Annotated in this window: 16 protein-coding genes; 9 read left to right on the top strand and 7 right to left on the bottom strand. The window is 39.8% G+C overall.

Annotated elements, in window-relative coordinates; translation table 11 throughout:
- Nucleotides 1–149: 149 nt before the first annotated feature.
- From C6N34_RS10365 to C6N34_RS10355, 3 genes are all read right to left on the bottom strand, one after another.
- A complete protein-coding gene (locus C6N34_RS10365) occupies nt 150–1235 on the bottom strand; it encodes a hypothetical protein (RefSeq protein WP_115539042.1) in 1086 nt (361 codons plus the stop codon).
- 105 nt (nt 1236–1340) lie between these two features.
- Entirely contained in the window at nt 1341–2354 is a 1014-nt protein-coding gene (cydB, locus tag C6N34_RS10360; protein WP_057177866.1) for a cytochrome d ubiquinol oxidase subunit II, read from the bottom strand.
- A 27-nt stretch (nt 2355–2381) separates the two neighbouring features.
- Complete coding sequence (locus tag C6N34_RS10355) at nt 2382–3827, bottom strand: cytochrome ubiquinol oxidase subunit I (protein ID WP_115539043.1); 1446 nt, start codon at nt 3825–3827, stop codon at nt 2382–2384.
- Between the two features lie 193 nt (nt 3828–4020).
- On the opposite strand from C6N34_RS10355, the gene C6N34_RS10350 reads away from it, so the two are divergent.
- Complete coding sequence (locus C6N34_RS10350; RefSeq protein WP_057177865.1) at nt 4021–5412, top strand: IctB family putative bicarbonate transporter; 1392 nt, start codon at nt 4021–4023, stop codon at nt 5410–5412.
- An 18-nt stretch (nt 5413–5430) separates the two neighbouring features.
- Nucleotides 5431–5892, top strand: coding sequence for a DUF29 domain-containing protein (locus tag C6N34_RS10345; protein WP_115539044.1), 462 nt, complete (start codon nt 5431–5433; stop codon nt 5890–5892).
- Between the two features lie 39 nt (nt 5893–5931).
- Here C6N34_RS10345 and smpB read toward each other — a convergent pair whose 3' ends face one another.
- The gene (gene smpB, locus C6N34_RS10340; RefSeq protein WP_006277749.1) at nt 5932–6399 is read right to left on the bottom strand and encodes an SsrA-binding protein SmpB; all 468 of its coding nucleotides are present in this window, start codon (nt 6397–6399) and stop codon (nt 5932–5934) included.
- Nucleotides 6400–6713: 314 nt separating this feature from the next.
- Between smpB and C6N34_RS10335 the strand changes: the two genes are divergently transcribed.
- A complete protein-coding gene (locus C6N34_RS10335; RefSeq protein WP_057177863.1) occupies nt 6714–7409 on the top strand; it encodes a response regulator transcription factor in 696 nt (231 codons plus the stop codon).
- A 14-nt stretch (nt 7410–7423) separates the two neighbouring features.
- Here C6N34_RS10335 and C6N34_RS10330 read toward each other — a convergent pair whose 3' ends face one another.
- Together C6N34_RS10330 and C6N34_RS10325 are read right to left on the bottom strand one after the other, a co-directional pair.
- Complete coding sequence (locus C6N34_RS10330; protein ID WP_072149104.1) at nt 7424–7897, bottom strand: low molecular weight protein-tyrosine-phosphatase; 474 nt, start codon at nt 7895–7897, stop codon at nt 7424–7426.
- A gap of 59 nt (nt 7898–7956) precedes the next feature.
- Entirely contained in the window at nt 7957–8883 is a 927-nt protein-coding gene (locus C6N34_RS10325; protein ID WP_057177861.1) for a lysylphosphatidylglycerol synthase domain-containing protein, read from the bottom strand.
- A gap of 110 nt (nt 8884–8993) precedes the next feature.
- On the opposite strand from C6N34_RS10325, the gene C6N34_RS10320 reads away from it, so the two are divergent.
- The 4 genes from C6N34_RS10320 (at nt 8994) to gloB (ending at nt 14637) form a co-directional block, all read left to right on the top strand.
- Nucleotides 8994–11246: an FdhF/YdeP family oxidoreductase gene (locus tag C6N34_RS10320; RefSeq protein ID WP_115539054.1), complete on the top strand. Its 2253-nt coding sequence runs from the start codon at nt 8994–8996 to the stop codon at nt 11244–11246.
- A gap of 280 nt (nt 11247–11526) precedes the next feature.
- Complete coding sequence (locus tag C6N34_RS10315; protein ID WP_115539045.1) at nt 11527–13236, top strand: ABC1 kinase family protein; 1710 nt, start codon at nt 11527–11529, stop codon at nt 13234–13236.
- A gap of 48 nt (nt 13237–13284) precedes the next feature.
- The gene (locus C6N34_RS10310) at nt 13285–13659 is read left to right on the top strand and encodes a hypothetical protein (RefSeq protein WP_006277756.1); all 375 of its coding nucleotides are present in this window, start codon (nt 13285–13287) and stop codon (nt 13657–13659) included.
- A 204-nt stretch (nt 13660–13863) separates the two neighbouring features.
- Nucleotides 13864–14637, top strand: coding sequence for a hydroxyacylglutathione hydrolase (gloB, locus tag C6N34_RS10305; RefSeq protein ID WP_057177859.1), 774 nt, complete (start codon nt 13864–13866; stop codon nt 14635–14637).
- Here gloB and menD read toward each other — a convergent pair.
- On the bottom strand, nt 14634–16370 hold the full coding sequence (gene menD / locus C6N34_RS10300; protein ID WP_115539046.1) for a 2-succinyl-5-enolpyruvyl-6-hydroxy-3-cyclohexene-1-carboxylic-acid synthase: 1737 nt from the start codon (nt 16368–16370) through the stop codon (nt 14634–14636). The genes gloB and menD overlap by 4 nt on opposite strands.
- A gap of 29 nt (nt 16371–16399) precedes the next feature.
- Here menD and folB point away from each other — a divergent pair, with 29 nt between their 5' ends.
- Nucleotides 16400–16774: a dihydroneopterin aldolase gene (gene folB, locus C6N34_RS10295; protein ID WP_057177857.1), complete on the top strand. Its 375-nt coding sequence runs from the start codon at nt 16400–16402 to the stop codon at nt 16772–16774.
- A complete protein-coding gene (locus C6N34_RS10290; protein WP_057177856.1) occupies nt 16775–17212 on the top strand; it encodes a DUF29 domain-containing protein in 438 nt (145 codons plus the stop codon). It begins immediately after the preceding gene.
- Nucleotides 17213–17224 lie beyond the last annotated feature (12 nt).

The raw sequence follows: 17224 nt of genomic DNA, 5'->3' as shown, positions 1-17224 counted from the left end.
CAAACTTCTTAGCCTATCAATAAAGGTATTATATTCCTTATTGAGTTTTCACCTTATATATTGAGAATATATTGAGAGAAGTGGGTGATTGTTGATATGGAAATCGTTCTCAAGTAACTAGCGTCCTAATTAACTTGGCTACAGCTATATTATGCCTGGGGATCAAGAAAACGATTGTAGTAGACAAAACGATAATATTTTTCTTCTTTGACACCTGCTTTATTAAATGTGTATAAAGTCAATAAATAATTATGCCTTAGAGCAACTTGGCGATTGTGCCTGAGGGTAACCCCATTAACTGCGATCGCGTGGAAAAATTCACTATCAGGAATCAAGTTAGCAGCTCTTTTTTGTATTTCAATATCGGCAATGTGGGGAGGTAATCCAGGAATGGTAATATCTGTATTAATGCTATCAGATCCTATTCTGATTTTTCCTCTAGCAGGTAGTTGAATAGATAAACCTTCTTGAATCTCATTAGGCTTAATATCATTAGTTTCTTCCACATTGTTAACAAATGACAGTTGATGGCTATTAATCAATGGATAGGAAGGAACATCTTGGGTATCTTCTTTAAAGTCTTTATACTCAAAACCCTTACCTGCTCGTAAAGCTGCAATATAACTAGGAGAATTAGTCACACTAAAAACTGCACCCAATAATAAGCCTAAAATGCTGAAACCAATGATGTCTTCTATACTCTTCAAATCTGGTGGCATTTTACCGATAGTCAAACGAAGTATTTCAAATAAAACTGCTGCCATTAAACTTGCTCCACTTGCAGCAATAACACTAATTTTCAGTCTTTGTTGCAGGCGTTTTTTTCCTGATGCTTCCATGCTGTGCCAACGCCAAGTTAAACCCTCCGCTAAACCGACGGAAACTCCAATTAATAACCATCCTAGAGTTCTAACAATAGGAGTAGGTACGCGAATCACTGGCCAAAACAGAATTTGCGATATAATGCCAGCCACTAAGCCAGAAATAATACCTAATCCGGTGGCAATTAATAGAGGTTGTTTAGCAGTCTCAAAACTGCGTTTCACTCTAGTAGGATTACTGATGAATATCTCGTTCATCACCATACTACAGGAAAGGGAAACCGCTATACAGGGAAACAGAATAATTTCTGGATATTGGGGAAACAAACCTAGGTCAGTGATGAAAAACTGTCCTATATTCCAACCCAGCAAAGCGGAACTGATACCAGCTAAAAGATAAAGGTAAAGTTTCATAATACATGTAATCGCAGGAGTTTACCGCTATTATTGCCTAAGCTTTTTGTGCTCATCATATAGACTACTCTAGTTTGCAGATCTATATGATGAGCAATTATATCACTACTCCTGGTTAATAATTTTGCCTCGAAATACTACGTAGTTATAAACGTTGTAAAATAAAACTACGGGGATAAGAAAACCGATAAATGTCAACATAAACACCAAAGAACTTGGTGCTGCTGCTGCTTGATAAATGGTCACACTGGGAGGAATGATGTTCGGAAAAATTACAAAACCTAGCCCAATAAAGGAAAGACAAAAAACTAGGAATGTGTATACCAAAGGAGTATTTTCTTGACGCTGGTATAGACTTCGCAATAGTAATCCTATGAATAGGATCCCCAAAACGGGTATTAAACCAAAGATGTAAATCAGGGGAGCTGCAAATAATTGGGTTCGTGCCTCCCCAGAAATTATAGGGGTGCTAATAGTAATAAATAGTGCACCCACTAAAGTTGTCCAGGTAGCTATGGTGGCAGTCTTGTAGTAAGTTTTCTGTAAATCTCCAGTGGTTTTCAAGATTAAATAAGTAGATCCAATGAGAACATACCCTTGAATTAGAGTTAGAGCAACCACTACTGATCGCCAGGTTAACCAGTCCCAAACGCCACCGGCAAAATGTCCAGCTTGGTCAACCTTGATACCCTCAAAAACACTTCCCAAGGCAAATCCTTGTCCTAGGGCGGCCAGAAAACTGCCTACACCAAAGGCAATATTCCAAACTAATTTGTTATCAGCGTTTTCTCTAAACTCAAAGGAAACTGCTCTGAGAATTAAACCTACAACCATTACTACCGCAGGTAGATAGAGGGCGTTTAAAATGGTGGCGTATGCCAAGGGAAAAGCTCCAAATAGAGAACCCCCCATTAAAATCAACCAAGTTTCGTTGGCATCCCAAACATTACCTAAACTGGTCATCAAAATACTACGACGTTCCTCGCTAGAAGCGGTTAGGGATAGAATGCCAACTCCTAAATCAAATCCATCTAATAAAATATAAAGGAACAAAAACAGACCTAAAATGAAAAACCAAACTTGAGGCAAAAAGTGTTGTAACGGCTCTAATGGTTCCATAAAATACCTTCTTACTAACTTATCCTCTTACTGTTGTGCTTCTGCTGGACGACGATCTACTCCATGTTGAGCAGGCTCAATATCAATAGCTGGTTTAATTATTGTACGCGGTGCTGGTAATTCTAAGTTGGGTCCCTTACGAATAATACGACTGCCAAAATAAAGGGCAGCAACGAAAAACACCGCATACATACTCATCAACCCTACTAGAGAGAATAAAACTTCTCCTGGGGGAATATGGGATGCAGCATCAACGGTTCTTAGTTCCCCATACACAATCCAAGGCTGTCTACCTACACAACGAACAATCCACCCGGTTTCAACCGCTATATAACCCAGAGGACCGGCAAAGATCCATGCTCTCATTAACCACTTTTGCTGGGTGATGGTTGTGGTGGATAGTTTGCCACTTAGCCATTGTATAACTGTAATCAGCATTAACCCAGCCAAAAATAGTCCAATCCCTACCATGATTCGGAAGGAATAGTAGATCAGTCCTACCATTTGGGGTCGATTTTTGGGTTCCCATTCTTTGAGCCCCTTAACCGGTTGGTCAAGTTTAGATTTGAGTTCTAATAGGTAGCTCAACGCCCCCGGAACTTTGATTTCCCACTCATTTTTCTCAACTTTATTGTTGGGTACAGCCAACAGACTCCAATCCGCAGGTTCTCCCGCAGGAACTGTTTCCCACTGAGCTTCCATTGCTGCAAGTTTCGCCGGTTGATAGTGGTAAACTTGTTCCGCACTCAGGTGTCCTATAAAGACTTGTAGAGGTGCAATTACAATGGCGATCGCCAGTATAACTTTGAAGGAACGGAGGAAGAATTCCGTGCGACGTTGATTGATAATATACCAGGCACTAATACCACCAATCACAAACAAGGAGGTTTCTAAAGTGGCAAAGAATGTATGGAGAAAACTATTCACCATAAATGGATTGGCGATCGCTTGGAAGTAGTCTTGAACAACAAACTTACCGGCGATAAATTCACCGCCTGCTGGGGTTTGTAGCCAAGAATTTGCTGATAGAATCCAGAAGGTGGAGAGATTAGCTCCAAAAGCCACTAGAATGGTGGATATCCAATGAATAACTGGTGGGACTCGATCCCAGCCAAATAGCATAATGCCCAGGAAACTAGCTTCTAGCATAAATGCCATTGTGCCTTCAAAACCCAGGACGGTACCAAAAAAATCTCCCACTGACTCGGAGAAGGGTGCCCAGTTCAGACCAAATTGGAATGCCATCGGTAACCCAGATGCAACACCAATGCCAAAGTTGAGAACATATAATTTAGACCAGAAGCGGGCGTGGTGGTAGTATTCTAGGTTGTGAGTTTTTAACCACAATCCCTCGATTACCACTAAGTATATGGCCATACCAGTTGTTAGCACTGGCCAGAGCATGTGGAATATTGCGGTTAGTGCAAACTGTATTCGTGACAATGTTACCGTGTCTGAGATGAGTTCTTCCATTGCTGTAGTTAAAATGATGTTAATTGCTGTCAGTTTGCATTGTTTAGTGTTATAGCTAAAGCTATAATTACAATTAGAACTATTACCACCATAGTTTTAGTTTATGCAAGCGACACTATGTCAAAATTCATAGAAATTACAGATTTTCTTTGGGATCGTCAGTTTTAACCTAATTTTGTGGGTATCACCATTTATGAATTTACTCTGGGAAAGATTTACACTATCCTCCTTACCCCTAAAAGAATATGTCAATACTAGCTATCTACATAGGTTGGTGGGTATTGTAAGTCCTTGGCGCCAAACCAGCTGGCTGATGCAATGGGGAGATATGCTCTCTGCTGCTTTAATCAGCCTAATTTACGGATTGTCACCCTTTGTGTCTAGCACTTTAACTGGAATATTGCTACTAGCAGCTGCAGCATTATGGTTAATCTTAACTATATCAGATGACACTAATCTATCTAAAATTTCCTTTACCCCAATTCATCTGGTAGTTCTGCTCTATTGGTTTATTGCTGTGGTTTCAGCAGGCTTATCCCCTGTCAAAAAGGCAGCTTTTAGTGATTTGGTAACTTTAACACTCTATTTACTACTTTTTGCTCTGTGTGCTAGATCCCTGAGAATTCACCGCGTTCGCTCTTGGTTAATTACCCTGTACTTACATGTATCCCTCCTTGTTAGTGTATATGGCATTCGACAATGGTTTTTCGGGGCTAAGGCCTTGGCTACCTGGGTTGATCCAGAATCAACTCTATCTAAAACCACTAGGGTCTACAGTTATCTAGGTAATCCGAACTTATTGGCTGGGTATCTGATCCCCGCAGTGGCTTTAAGTTTAGTGGCTATTTTCGCCTGGCACGGTTGGATTAGAAAGTCTCTAGCTGTAATTATGTTAGCCGCAAACGCTTCTTGTTTGGTTTTAACTTTTAGTCGCGGTGGCTGGATTGGTATGCTAATCGCTATTTTGGCTGCTATGGTGTTGTTAGCTTATTGGTGGAGTGTACAACTGTCTCTATTTTGGCGCACTTGGTTATTGCCAATTATATTGGGAACTTTTATCGGCGCTCTTCTGCTAGCAGTAATTTTTGTTGAGCCAGTTAGATTGCGATTGGTTAGTATTTTTGCTGACCGTCAAGATAGTAGTAATAATTTTCGCCGTAATGTCTGGGATGCAGTTTTGGAAATGATTCGCGATCGCCCAATTATTGGTATTGGTCCAGGACATAATTCTTTTAATAAAATCTATCCCCTTTACCAACGTCCCCGCTATAGTGCTTTGAGTGCCTATTCAATTTTCCTAGAAACAGCTGTAGAAAGTGGTTTTGTTGGTTTGTCTTGTTTTATCTGGTTGATTATTGTCATTATCAACTCAGGACTGGTTCAAATGCGCCAGTTTCTCAAGGTGAGAAATCAGGATGGACTTTGGTTAATAGGAGCGATCGCGGCTATATTTGGTATGCTAGGTCATGGTACTGTAGATACTGTATGGTATCGTCCAGAAGTGAATACTCTTTGGTGGTTAATGGTGGCCATAGTGGCTAGCTACTGGAATCCCTTGACCGAAAACCGTGGAGAAATAAATTAGGACGGAGCATAACTACTTATGAACTCTGAAGTTCCTCCTAAATACGAACAAGACTTTTATGGTTGGATTCAATGGCAACTCAGAGCAATTTCCCAAAGACAAGTATCTCAACTGGACTGGGAAAATTTGCAGACGGAGTTAGAAGGGTTGGGAAGACAGGAATATCGGGAACTAGTTAGTCGTCTTACGGTTTTGTTGGGACACCTGCTCAAGTGGGAATACCAACCGGAGAATCGTTGTCGCAGTTGGTTTCTAACTATTAGAGAACAGCGCCGTGCTATCCATCGTCATTTTCAACGTAATCCCACCTTAAAATCCCGTATCCCCTACGCTTTGGAGGATGCTTTTGAAGGGGGAGTTGATTTAGCTCTACGAGAAACTAACCTACCATTGAGAACTTTTCCCCAAGTTTGTCCCTACCAGTTTGAACAAGCGATTTCCCATGGATTTATGTGCGATACTAGTCAAGATTGGCAATAAGAAAAACAAGGTGGAAAACTATCCACTCAATTAGTACAATTAGTAATTCTTCATCGCCCGCTGAATATCACGCTGATCTTGACGACGCTTTAAATCTTCCCGTTTATCATGGACTTTCTTCCCTCTGCATAAACCAATGCTGATCTTTACCCAGCCCCTTTTGAAGTACATTTTTAATGGAATCAAGGTTAAACCTTGTTGTTCCACTTTACCTATCAACTTACGAATTTCTAATCCGTGTAAAAGCAATTTTCGGGTGCGTCTGGGCTCATGATTGAAATATTGTCCACTGGCTGTGTAAGGGGAAATATGAGCGTTTATTAGCCATGCTTCTCCATCACGCAACAAAGCATAACCATCCTGTAAGTTGACTTTACCCGCTCGTATTGATTTCACTTCCGTACCAGTGAGCTGAATTCCTGCTTCGTAGGTTTCTAGGATTTCATATAAATAACGGGCTTGTCTATTATCACTAATAATCTTGTAACCTTCGTTTTTGTCACTCATTGAAAATTTTACTTTTGTACTGTAAACAAAATATACTTAGACAAATATGTGTAAATAATGGTCATTTTTTTAATTTTCATTTGCCTAATTTGCCTGGTAAGACCAATATGAGTTTAAACCACCAATATAACATAATGTTTCATTATATTTTCAAATGGTGTTGGCGTAAAGTAATTATATCTTTGAATATGCTATTACAGCGTCTTTCTCGAGAATGGCATTAATTTCCTAAAAGTGGTAAGTTTAGATATATATTACTGTTCAATTATTATTTTTAAATATTCCGTAATAAAAATACTGGGGATCTGGTTTTAATGCCCTTAAAAATCCTTGTGGTCGATGATGACATTGGCACTAGTCTCTCGATTAGTGATTATCTGGAACTGTGTGGTTATTCTGTACTGACAGCTGATGATGGTGAAAACGCCCTATCTATTATACAACAAGAACACCTGGATTTGATGGTGACGGACATTATTATGCCACGAATGAACGGTTATGAGTTGGTCCGTCGAGTACGTCAAAACATTGAGTTTCGCTTGCTACCTGTTATTCTCTTGACTGCTAGAACCAAAACTCAAGAGAGGATTCTCGGTTATCAGTCGGGATGTGATTTATATTTACCTAAGCCTTTTGAACTAGAGGAGTTATCCGCTGCTGTTCGTAACTTGTTAGAGCGATCGCAAATTATTCAATCGGAATATTGTTTATCCAGTCAGATCAGTGGCAGTTTTCCCCCTGATGACAAAACCAGACCTGTTTCCCCATCTATTCCTAGGACTGAGACTTTAAACCATCCCGACTCTCACATACTCATGTCCATAAGTACCAGAGAACGAGAGGTTCTGGAGTTGTTGACTCATGGGCTATCCAATGCAGAAATTGGCAGTAAATTATATTTGAGTCCACGTACAGTAGAGAAATATGTCAGTAGCTTATTGAGAAAAACTTCTAGTAATAACAGAGCTGAACTGGTAAGATTTGCTATAAAGCATGGTATAGTAGACTAGCTCGAGGAATAGTATTATTGATTTTTTATATGTTTTAACAGTCCATTACAAGCATCCATAAGTAAATCTATTACTTGATTAAATCCCTCTGGTCCTCCATAATAGGGATCAGGGACTTCCTGGAAACTGTGTTCAGAGCAAAAGTCGCACATAAGACGAACCTTGGGATGATACCTTCCTGAAGAGTCCAGAGAGAGAATATCTCGATAGTTATCCTTATCCATAGCCAAAATCAAGTCAAAATCCTCAAAGTCAGATATTTGGAACTGACGGGCTTTTCCAAGTAGGTCAATACCCAATTTAGCAGATGCGGCCGCGCTCATTCTTCTATCGGGTGGACTGCCAATGTGATAGTTGGAAGTACCAGCGGAATCGCAATGAATTTCATTACTTAAATTTGCTTTATCGATTAGATAATTCATAATATTCTCCGCTGATGGAGAACGACAAATATTGCCAAGACAGACAAAAAGTAACTTATATGACATGATTTAGGAATTTAGCAACAGCACCATAGTACCACCAGATGGGCAAATTTAGCAAAAAACTAGAGTAAGTAGCCAATAGCAGCACCAATAGTTTCCGCTAAAATGCTGATAAGACGATACAGTGCGATCGCGCTAATTAGGATAGCAGGTGGGAAAACATCGTCTAGAACCAGAATAGCAGTGGCTTCAAATACACCTATACCACCTGGAGCACCGGGGATGACTAGACCCAAAACCCAGGCCAGACTAAAAGCACCCATTAATATGGGGATTTGGTTGATATCCACATTACTAACAGCAGAAATAGTTAAAATAAACCCTGTTCCCCGTAAGTATACAAATATGAGTTCACCCACCAGAGGTAATAGGGGATAGTGGTCAAGAATTAAATTATTAATGGGCTGAATCGGGGAATTTACTGTAGGGGAGGTTTTTCCAGGGAACTTAACTTTGCTTTTTATCTGATATAGTATATCCAGCCCAGGATTTAGGACTGCTGGGTGCATGGCACTTAGCAGTAGACACAAACTGATGAATTGTAGAATTTGAGGAATGTACCTAAAGGTAAGAAATAATTGATTAGGGAGTAAAATAATATTAAATAAAGCTGCTGTAGCCATGAGTAGGGGTTCTAACAGGACACTCAAGGTGGCTACCAGTGTGGGAATATTGGTATTTTTAGCTGTTAGTATTCTTCCATAATAATGCCAAACATTTCCAGGCAAATATTTAGCGACATTAGTTTTTAAATACACTCGGATAAATAGACCAGTAGGTACAGACTGATTTAAATCTTTCAGAATCCATGTCCATACCCACCCCGCCCAAGTGTGTGCAAGTAATGTCACTATGGTGGCTAGAATCAAAGTTTTCCACTTAATTGTAACTAGACTCAGAGAGTTCACTTCCAACCAATGGTCTTGGAGAGTTTTGGCTAAAAAAAGCAAAGTCACTCCAAAAACAACCCAGCGCGAGAATTTCGCCATAATCCTAATATTATCTACAATCTTCTTTTGCAGTTACTTGTTAGTCAACGGAATTCAACTTAATGTCCTATACTATAAGGTACTTAGGTCAAGAAATTGAGTTAGATTTTATGGATGATTTAACCGCAAATTCAAAATCTCCCTCCGGAGGAGGAATACCTGTAATTCAATACTGGGTAGAAAAAACCCTCACCCCCCAAGGACCTAAATTATGGCAAACCCTGAATCATAAAAGTGCCTGTTTATCCTGCGCCTGGGGAACTGGTGGACAAAAAGGCGGATTTGTTAATGAGTCGGGAGAATACTTACAACGTTGTGCTAAAAGTGTAGAGGCGATCGCTGCTGAATTGCAACCGGGAATCAAACTAGAATTTTTTGAGCAGTACACTATTAACGAATTACAACAACTTACTTCCCAACAATGCGACAAATTGGGTAGATTAACCTATCCACTTATTCTCAGATCTGGAGCATCCCACTATCAACCTATCAGCTGGTCAGAGGTTTATCAAATTGCTCGAAAATCTTTCAGTATCACACCACAGAGAATTGCCAGTTACAGCTCTGGGCGTTCTTCTAACGAAGCAGCTTACCTGTTGCAATTATTCATGCGATCGCTGGGGAGTAATAATTTAGCTGACTGTTCAGATTTGTGTCACGCTCCTTCAACCGTGGGGTTAAAGCAAGTTTTTGGTTCTGGCACTTCCATGGTCAGTTTAGAGAGCTTAAAACACAGTGACTGCATAGTTTTAGTTGGATCTAATGCGCCTGCTAATCATCCAAGATTAATGAACGAGTTAATCAAATTACGGGACAGGGGAGGTAAGATAATTATTATCAATCCCCAGATAGAAGTTGGCTTGGTCAAATTTGGTTCTCCTGCTTTTCCCATCAAATTACTACTCACTGGTGGTTCGGATATATCAACTTTATATTTACAGCCTATTCCTGGTAGTGATGTTGCCCTATTTGTTGGTTTGCAAAAATCCCTAATTGAGCAAAATTTAATTCAAAATAACTACCTACAATCTCACACAAAAAATTGGCAAGAAATCCTAGATTATGCCCAACACACATCTTGGGAAGAAATTACTAAAACCTGCGGATTATCTCAGGAAGAAATTAGTGCAGCAGCTTATTTAATTGGTAAATCAAAAAACGTAGTTTTTGCCTGGGCAATGGGTATAACCCAACATAAGAACGCAGTCGAGAACATATTCAGCATTGCAAATACTGCCTTGATGACAGGTAATGCTGGTAAAATCGGAGCGGGAACAATGCCCATTCGGGGCCATTCCAATGTTCAAGGATTTGGCTCTATGGGTGTAACTGTAAACTTGCGGGAAGAAGTTAGGGAAGCACTATCCCAATTGCTGGGAAAACCCCTCAATAATACCCCTGGCTATCATACCCGTGATTTAATCACAGCAGCAGAAAAAGGTCGGGTAGATACCCTGTTTTGTTTGGGAGGCAATTTATATGCAGCTAATCCAGATTTACAACAGGCTAAAAAGGCATTATCTGAAATAGAAACTATATTTTATGTGGGGACAAAACCCAATCTAGGACATTTTCATGGATTGGCAAAGGTTCAGACCCTAATCTTACCAGTTTTTAACAGATTTGAAAATCCCCACCAGACCACTACGGAATCGGGAAACAATTTTGTGCGATTAAATGATGCAGGTAGAACACATCTATCTTCCCGGGAGTCTGATTTAATTTCAGAAGTAGAGTTAATTACAGAAATTGCCCATATTTCCCATCAAGAAGGTCCAATCAATTGGCGTAAATTGCAAGATCCAATCTATATCAGAGAACTTATCGCCAAAACCATTCCCGGTTATCAAAAAATTGGGCAGATTGACCAAACTCAAGAAGAATTTACCATTGATGGGCGAGTCTTTTCAGAACCAAAATTTAATACTCCCGATGGTAAAGCACAAATGTTTGTCACAACCCTACCACAATTATCTTTACCAAATAAATCCTATTTTGGAGTTCCAGAAAATCATCCGGGAACTGTTTTAATACTGGGAACTGGACGCAGTTATGGTCAGCATAATACCGTGGTATATCGTGATGAAGATAAGTATAGAAATATGCCCCATCGCCATTGTATTTTGATGAATGCTGAGGATATTGCCGCAGCAGGATTCAAAGAAAATGATCGGGTCACAGTTAAAGGTAATGCGGGGGAACTAAATAGCATTGAAGTTATTTGTGGTAGAATTCGTCAAGGCGTGGCATTTATGTTTTATCCAGAGGCAAATCTGTTATTTAAAGCAGAAATTGATATAAATAGCGGTACACCTGCATATAAAAGAGTGCCTGTGCTAGTTTATGGTGCTTATCGCTCTTAACAGATGGCTACGTCTACACGTAAGGTAAAATCAGGTAATAGTTAAGAAAAGATAAAATACCCTTGCTATCAGACCAAAGTTTGTAGTTTTATAAAGTATAATTAACAAAAAGATAAACTAACCTAGGTAATAAAAACCGCCCTATGATGGCTAATATTGCCTGGAAATGGGTGATTGGCAATTATTTTATGGGATATCTAAATCCCATGAAAAGGGGCAATATACCCACGTAAACAGTTAGTAAATAAAAGCTCAAATTCCCAGTTGTAGAGGCAAAGACGTGGGTCATTACCAACCTGCTCAATTAAAGCAGTACAATCCAGAAGCGATCGCAAGTTATTATCGTTACCGTCCCTGGTTAGCTTTAGCAAGACTGTTGAGAATCCTATTTTCTTTTGCGGTCTTTATATTCAGCCTTCAGTGGGATGAATGGCGAAATCAGGTTGAGCAAAATAGGGGAAAAAGAGCCACCCAGTTGCGAAAACTGTTAACCAACCTAGGTCCAACATTCATCAAAGTTGGTCAAGCTCTATCCACTCGACCAGACTTAATCCGTAAGGACTTTTTGGAGGAACTGGTAAAACTGCAAGACCAGTTACCACCGTTTGACCACGATATAGCCCTAAGTATTATAGAAACTGAGATCAATAGGTCCATTGATGAGATATTTACCAAACTATCACCCCAACCAGTAGCAGCAGCTAGTTTGGGTCAGGTATATAGGGGAACTTTAGTGACAGGTGAAGAAATCGCTGTAAAAGTACAACGCCCTAACCTGAGACCAATCATCACAAAAGACCTGTACTTAATGCGATGGGCAGCTACTTGGTTAAGTCCCTGGTTACCTCTCAATCTTGGTCATGACCTAACACTAATTGTGGATGAATTTGGCACCAAATTATTTGAAGAAATAGACTACATGAATGAAGGGCGTAATGCAGAGAAATTCGCCCACAATTTTCGCAACAACCCCCAGGTAAAAGTACCAGTTATTTACTGGAGTTATAGTAGTCATCGAGTTTTAACCCTGGAATGGATCAATGGTTATAAACTCACGGATACCGAAAGGATTCGTCAAGCTGGTTTAAATCCTGAAGGTATGATTCAAATTGGGGTTACTTCTGGTTTACAACAGCTATTAGAATATGGCTTTTTCCATGCGGATCCCCATCCGGGTAATTTGTTTGCGGTGGATGATGGTCGCATGGCTTACATTGACTTTGGCATGATGGATCAGTTGGAGGAAACTACTAAGGAAACTTTAGTGGATGCGCTGGTGCATCTTGTGAATAAGGATTACGCCGATCTAGCGGAAGATTTTGTCAGTTTGGGTTTTTTAGCCCCCGGGACAAATATTAGTCCTATTATTCCAGCGTTAGAAGCGGTTTTAGGGAATGCCATTGGTAAGAATGTTGGGGATTTTAACTTTAAAACTATCACCGATGAATTTTCGGAATTAATGTATGATTACCCCTTCCGAGTTCCTGCCAAATTTGCTTTGATTATTCGCTCCCTGGTAACCCAGGAAGGGATTGCGTTGAGTCTTAACCGCAATTTTAAAATTGTGGAGGTTGGCTATCCATACATAGCACGTCGTCTACTCACTGGTGAATCACCTGCGTTAAGAAGACGGTTATTGAACGTGCTATTTAAAAATGGTAAGTTCCAATGGCAAAGGTTGGAAAATTTGATTTCCATTGCTCGTACAGATGGGGAGTTTGATATGGTTCCCACGGCGAAAATGGGTTTACAGTATTTACTTTCTGAAGAGGGTAAATTCTTGCGTCGTCAATTGGTTTTAGCGTTGACTGAAGACGACCGTTTGCATACTGATGAGGTACAAAGATTATGGGAGTTAGTCAAAGATGATTTACCCCCCAATCGTTTACTCAACGTAGCTCTCAATATGTTGACCGAGTTCTCTCGGGAAAGTGTAGCAGCTATTTTACCCAGAGCAGGTTCTTTTCTTTCCTCTGTTATAGCTGAATAATAGCCTATTTTGTTTTTGTTGGTTAGTTTTTTAAAATCAGGAGTTTTCATGTATTACTATCCTCTTCAACCACCTTATATTTTACTACTGGTAGGTTTTCTGGCCGCATTAACTTCTGGTTTTGCTTTGTCTGGTACCTTAAAGGTAATTGTGCAGAAGTGGCCAGCTAATCAGATAGAACCCATTAAATCATCCGGTTCTTTAAAACAATTGTTATTGCCATTTATAGGAATTACAGGGGGCGTTTGTTTATTTATGTCTTCTGGATTGGAAATATTTGGTTTTCCCTCCCCCCTCGCTTTGGGTATAGGTCTACCATTGAGTCTGGCAACTTGTTTGTTTGTCTGGTTCCAACTGGGTAGTTTACTAGAGTTTGTTAGTAATCGTGGGATGCAATCTCTTGATTTAGATTCTTGGTCTTGAAGGTAAGTAGGGAGGCACAATTATTTGTAGGATGGCTTAGTGGTAGGGTAACCCGTGGGGGCGTTGGGTTTCGTTCCTCAACCCAACCTACCTTCATCTTATGTTTAATTCCACTCACCCACTTACTCAAGAATCTTTGTTAAATCTCTCTTCTTAAAGTAGAGAGATTTGATAATTTTTATTTATATAAATGAGGTAAAAATAATGCAAATCATTCAATTATCAGCACTGTCTGATAACTATATATTTCTCCTATACGATTCATATCATAATATTGCTGCTGTTGTCGATCCCGCTCAACCAGAACCGGTTATGGAAAAACTTACAGAATTACAATGCAATTTGGTCGCTATTTTTAATACCCATCATCATCATGACCATGTGGGAGGTAATCAGAAATTAATTGAAAAATTTCCCCAGGTGACCATATATGCTGGTATTCAAGACCGAGGAAGAATTCCTGGACAGCAGGTGTTCCTACAAGCAAATGATATTGTTAAATTTGGCGATCGCCAGGCAATAGTATTATTTATACCTGGTCATACTCGTGCTCATATTGCCTATTATTTCCCCCCTGTCACACCCGGTGACACAGGAGAGTTATTTTGTGGTGACACTCTTTTTGCTGGTGGTTGTGGTCGTCTATTTGAAGGTACACCAGCACAAATGGTGGAGTCTTTGACTCAACTGAGAGCTTTACCTGATAACACCCGGGTTTGGTGCGCCCATGAGTACACCTGGAATAACCTACGCTTTGCGCTAACAGTAGATAGTGAAAACCAAGAATTACAAAAACGTTTGACAGAAGTAACAGCTCTTCGTCAACTTCAGCAACCTACAGTTCCCTCTCTCCTGGGTACAGAAAAATTAACAAATCCCTTTTTACGTTGGGATCAACCCTCATTACAATTAGCTGTCAACAGTAGTGACCCCATACAAACCTTCGCTAAAATTCGGGGAATGAAAGATAAATACTAAAGCAAGGACATTTTTCCTAAACACTGCTTTCTCCATTGAGCATCCCTTTTTCTGTTGGTGGGAATTTCTAAAACCCTAATTCCCTGACTGGGCAAAATTCTCAATCTTTCTTCTAACTGATGCCAAGAACTAATTAGTTCATAGTCAACACCATAGGTAACACACAAATCGGCAAAGTTAATATTTTGGGGGGTGGCAAAAAAATCTTCAAAGGGCGGATCAAAATTGGCAATGGGCAACATTTCAAAAATACCACCACCATTATTATTGATTAACACGATGGTCAAATGTCCTAGGAACTTATTTCTGAGCAAAAAACCATTGGTGTCATGTAATAGAGCTAGGTCTCCTGTGAGCATTACACCACCAAGACTTGTGTGATGTTGATGGACTATTCCCAAAGCGGTGGAAAGACTACCGTCAATACCATTAGCACCTCGATTAAAGTAGGGTTTGATTCTTAAACTGTTGGGTTTCCAAAAGAATTCTACATCCCGTACTGGCATACTATTAGCAATAAATAATGGAGTGTTTTCTGGGAGTAGCTGAGAAATCAACCAAGCAGCTTTGCTTTCGGTTAACTCTTCAGTTTTTAAAAACATATCATCAATATTTTTTCTCACTGCTGCTTCCATGGCACACCATTGTTGTAAATACTGTTGTGAACATAAACTCGCCATGCTATGCCACACTCCCCCAAAGTCTAAATCCTCTACAGATATTTTCAGGTGTACCGTTTTTCCATGCAGGGGGTCTATATTTTCAAAAGAATTATCAATGACAAAACGCTGAGCATTGACATCCACTAACCAATGGCGTAATTCTTTGCTAGTGGGCATTTCCCCAATTTGAATTATTATTTGTGGAGTTAATTCCTGACGCAGTTGTGGATTACGTAAAATCAGATCGTATGTGGAAATTAAATAAGGACATAAATCCGCGTAATTCCTCACCGGAGAAAGTCCTTCTGCGAGAACTGGCCATTGTAAGGTTCGAGAAAGACAAGAAATGGCCTGACAATATTTTTCCGGGTCTTGAGGTTGTGCTACTCCTGCAATAATAATACCCCGTTCATATTTTTTCCATTCTAAGGGTAATGGGTAATTGACAGTTGGTAAGGGGGTGGGAATGATTCCCCTGAAAAATTCTTCTGTGTCCAATATAAAATCAGTTCCATCAGCAACTGGTGCAAGAGGATCACGAAAGGGTATATTCAAGTGTACAACTCCTCCCCTAGGAAACTGACAACGTTTCCAAGCATGAATTATGGTTTGTCGCAAATAACCTAACATTTGTATTTCAGCAAGGGGAGTTGCTAACTCCGTTTGCCAATTGGGATAATTACCATATAATTTGACCTGGTCAATAGTTTGTCCAGAATGACAATCTCGTAATTCTGGTGGTCTATCAGCAGTTAGGAGTAACAGGGGTACACAACTTTCCTTGGCTTCGATTACTGCAGGGTAAAAATTTGCCCCCGCTGTTCCAGAAGTGCACACTAGCACTACGGGTTTTCTCGTAGCTTTCGCCCTTCCCAGGGCAAAAAAAGCCCCTGAACGTTCGTCCAGAATTGGTATAGGTTCAATATCTGATCCTTCTTGACAAAATGCCAAAGTTAAGGGAGTGGAACGGGAACCAGGACATAAAACAGCAAAATCTAACCCCAAATGCTTTAGGGTGGAGACTACCACATAGGACCACAACTGATTGACATTTTTAAAAACCAAGTGCATTAAAGGAATTCTAGAACCGGAAGATTTTTATGGACTGTATTAATTTAACAGGTATTCGCAGTTATGGCTATATTGGGTACTTACCAGAAGAAAAGATTTTAGGACAATGGTTTGAGGTGGATTTAAAATTGTGGATGGATCTTTCCCAAGCTGCGGTTACTGATAATATACATCATACTGTGGACTACCGCAGTGTGATTGATTTGGTACAAAATTTGGTAAAAGCGTCTAGTTTTGATTTGTTGGAGCGTTTAGCGGGAGCTATTGCTCATGAGATTCTTGAGTACAATGATATGATTAGTCAGGTGCAAGTTACGGTTATTAAACCTACAGCACCTATTCCTGACTTTAGTGGTAGAATCAGCGTACAAATTACTAAGTGTAAGGACGAAAAAGGATTATAAATGACTATTCAAACCCTCTATGAAAAAGACTTTCATCTTTGGATAGAACAAACTATCAATTCCCTTCAAAATGGAGACCTAACCAACCTAGACCGAGAAAACTTAATCGAAGAAATCAAATCCATGGGGAATAGTGAAAAACGGGAAACGTTCAGTCGTTTGAAAATATTAGTCTTGCACCTATTAAAATGGAAATATCAGCCCCAAAAAAGAACTTCTAGCTGGTTGAATACTATTGATGAACAAAGAGAACAATTGGAATTAATTCTGAAAGATAGTCCCAGTTTAAAACCTTACTTGCAAACAATTTTGTCCAATTGTTATCAAAAAGCTGTTCGGGCCACTGTTAATGAAACTAATCTTTCCCATAACACTTTTCCCTGTGAATGTCCCTTTACCCCAGAACAAATCCTAGATGCTGACTATTTTCCCAATTAAGTAGGGAGGCAC

It is taken from the genome of Cylindrospermopsis raciborskii Cr2010, from assembly GCF_003367075.2.
GTDB classification, from domain to species: domain Bacteria; phylum Cyanobacteriota; class Cyanobacteriia; order Cyanobacteriales; family Nostocaceae; genus Raphidiopsis; species Raphidiopsis raciborskii.
Note: the sequence above shows the minus strand (reverse complement) of the source record. Positions and strands in the feature narration are given on the sequence as shown.

Bases quoted from the DNA above. Each gene is read 5' to 3' on its own strand.
- C6N34_RS10365 (WP_115539042.1), bottom strand. From the start codon at position 1,235: ATGAAACTTTACCTTTATCTTTTAGCTGGTATCAGTTCCGCTTTGCTG.
- cydB (WP_057177866.1), bottom strand. From the start codon at position 2,354: ATGGAACCATTAGAGCCGTTACAACACTTTTTGCCTCAAGTTTGGTTT.
- C6N34_RS10355 (WP_115539043.1), bottom strand. From the start codon at position 3,827: ATGGAAGAACTCATCTCAGACACGGTAACATTGTCACGAATACAGTTT.
- C6N34_RS10350 (WP_057177865.1), top strand. From the start codon at position 4,021: ATGAATTTACTCTGGGAAAGATTTACACTATCCTCCTTACCCCTAAAA.
- C6N34_RS10345 (WP_115539044.1), top strand. From the start codon at position 5,431: ATGAACTCTGAAGTTCCTCCTAAATACGAACAAGACTTTTATGGTTGG.
- smpB (WP_006277749.1), bottom strand. From the start codon at position 6,399: ATGAGTGACAAAAACGAAGGTTACAAGATTATTAGTGATAATAGACAA.
- C6N34_RS10335 (WP_057177863.1), top strand. From the start codon at position 6,714: ATGCCCTTAAAAATCCTTGTGGTCGATGATGACATTGGCACTAGTCTC.
- C6N34_RS10330 (WP_072149104.1), bottom strand. From the start codon at position 7,897: ATGTCATATAAGTTACTTTTTGTCTGTCTTGGCAATATTTGTCGTTCT.
- C6N34_RS10325 (WP_057177861.1), bottom strand. From the start codon at position 8,883: ATGGCGAAATTCTCGCGCTGGGTTGTTTTTGGAGTGACTTTGCTTTTT.
- C6N34_RS10320 (WP_115539054.1), top strand. From the start codon at position 8,994: ATGGATGATTTAACCGCAAATTCAAAATCTCCCTCCGGAGGAGGAATA.
- C6N34_RS10310 (WP_006277756.1), top strand. From the start codon at position 13,285: ATGTATTACTATCCTCTTCAACCACCTTATATTTTACTACTGGTAGGT.
- gloB (WP_057177859.1), top strand. From the start codon at position 13,864: ATGCAAATCATTCAATTATCAGCACTGTCTGATAACTATATATTTCTC.
- menD (WP_115539046.1), bottom strand. From the start codon at position 16,370: ATGCACTTGGTTTTTAAAAATGTCAATCAGTTGTGGTCCTATGTGGTA.
- folB (WP_057177857.1), top strand. From the start codon at position 16,400: ATGGACTGTATTAATTTAACAGGTATTCGCAGTTATGGCTATATTGGG.
- C6N34_RS10290 (WP_057177856.1), top strand. From the start codon at position 16,775: ATGACTATTCAAACCCTCTATGAAAAAGACTTTCATCTTTGGATAGAA.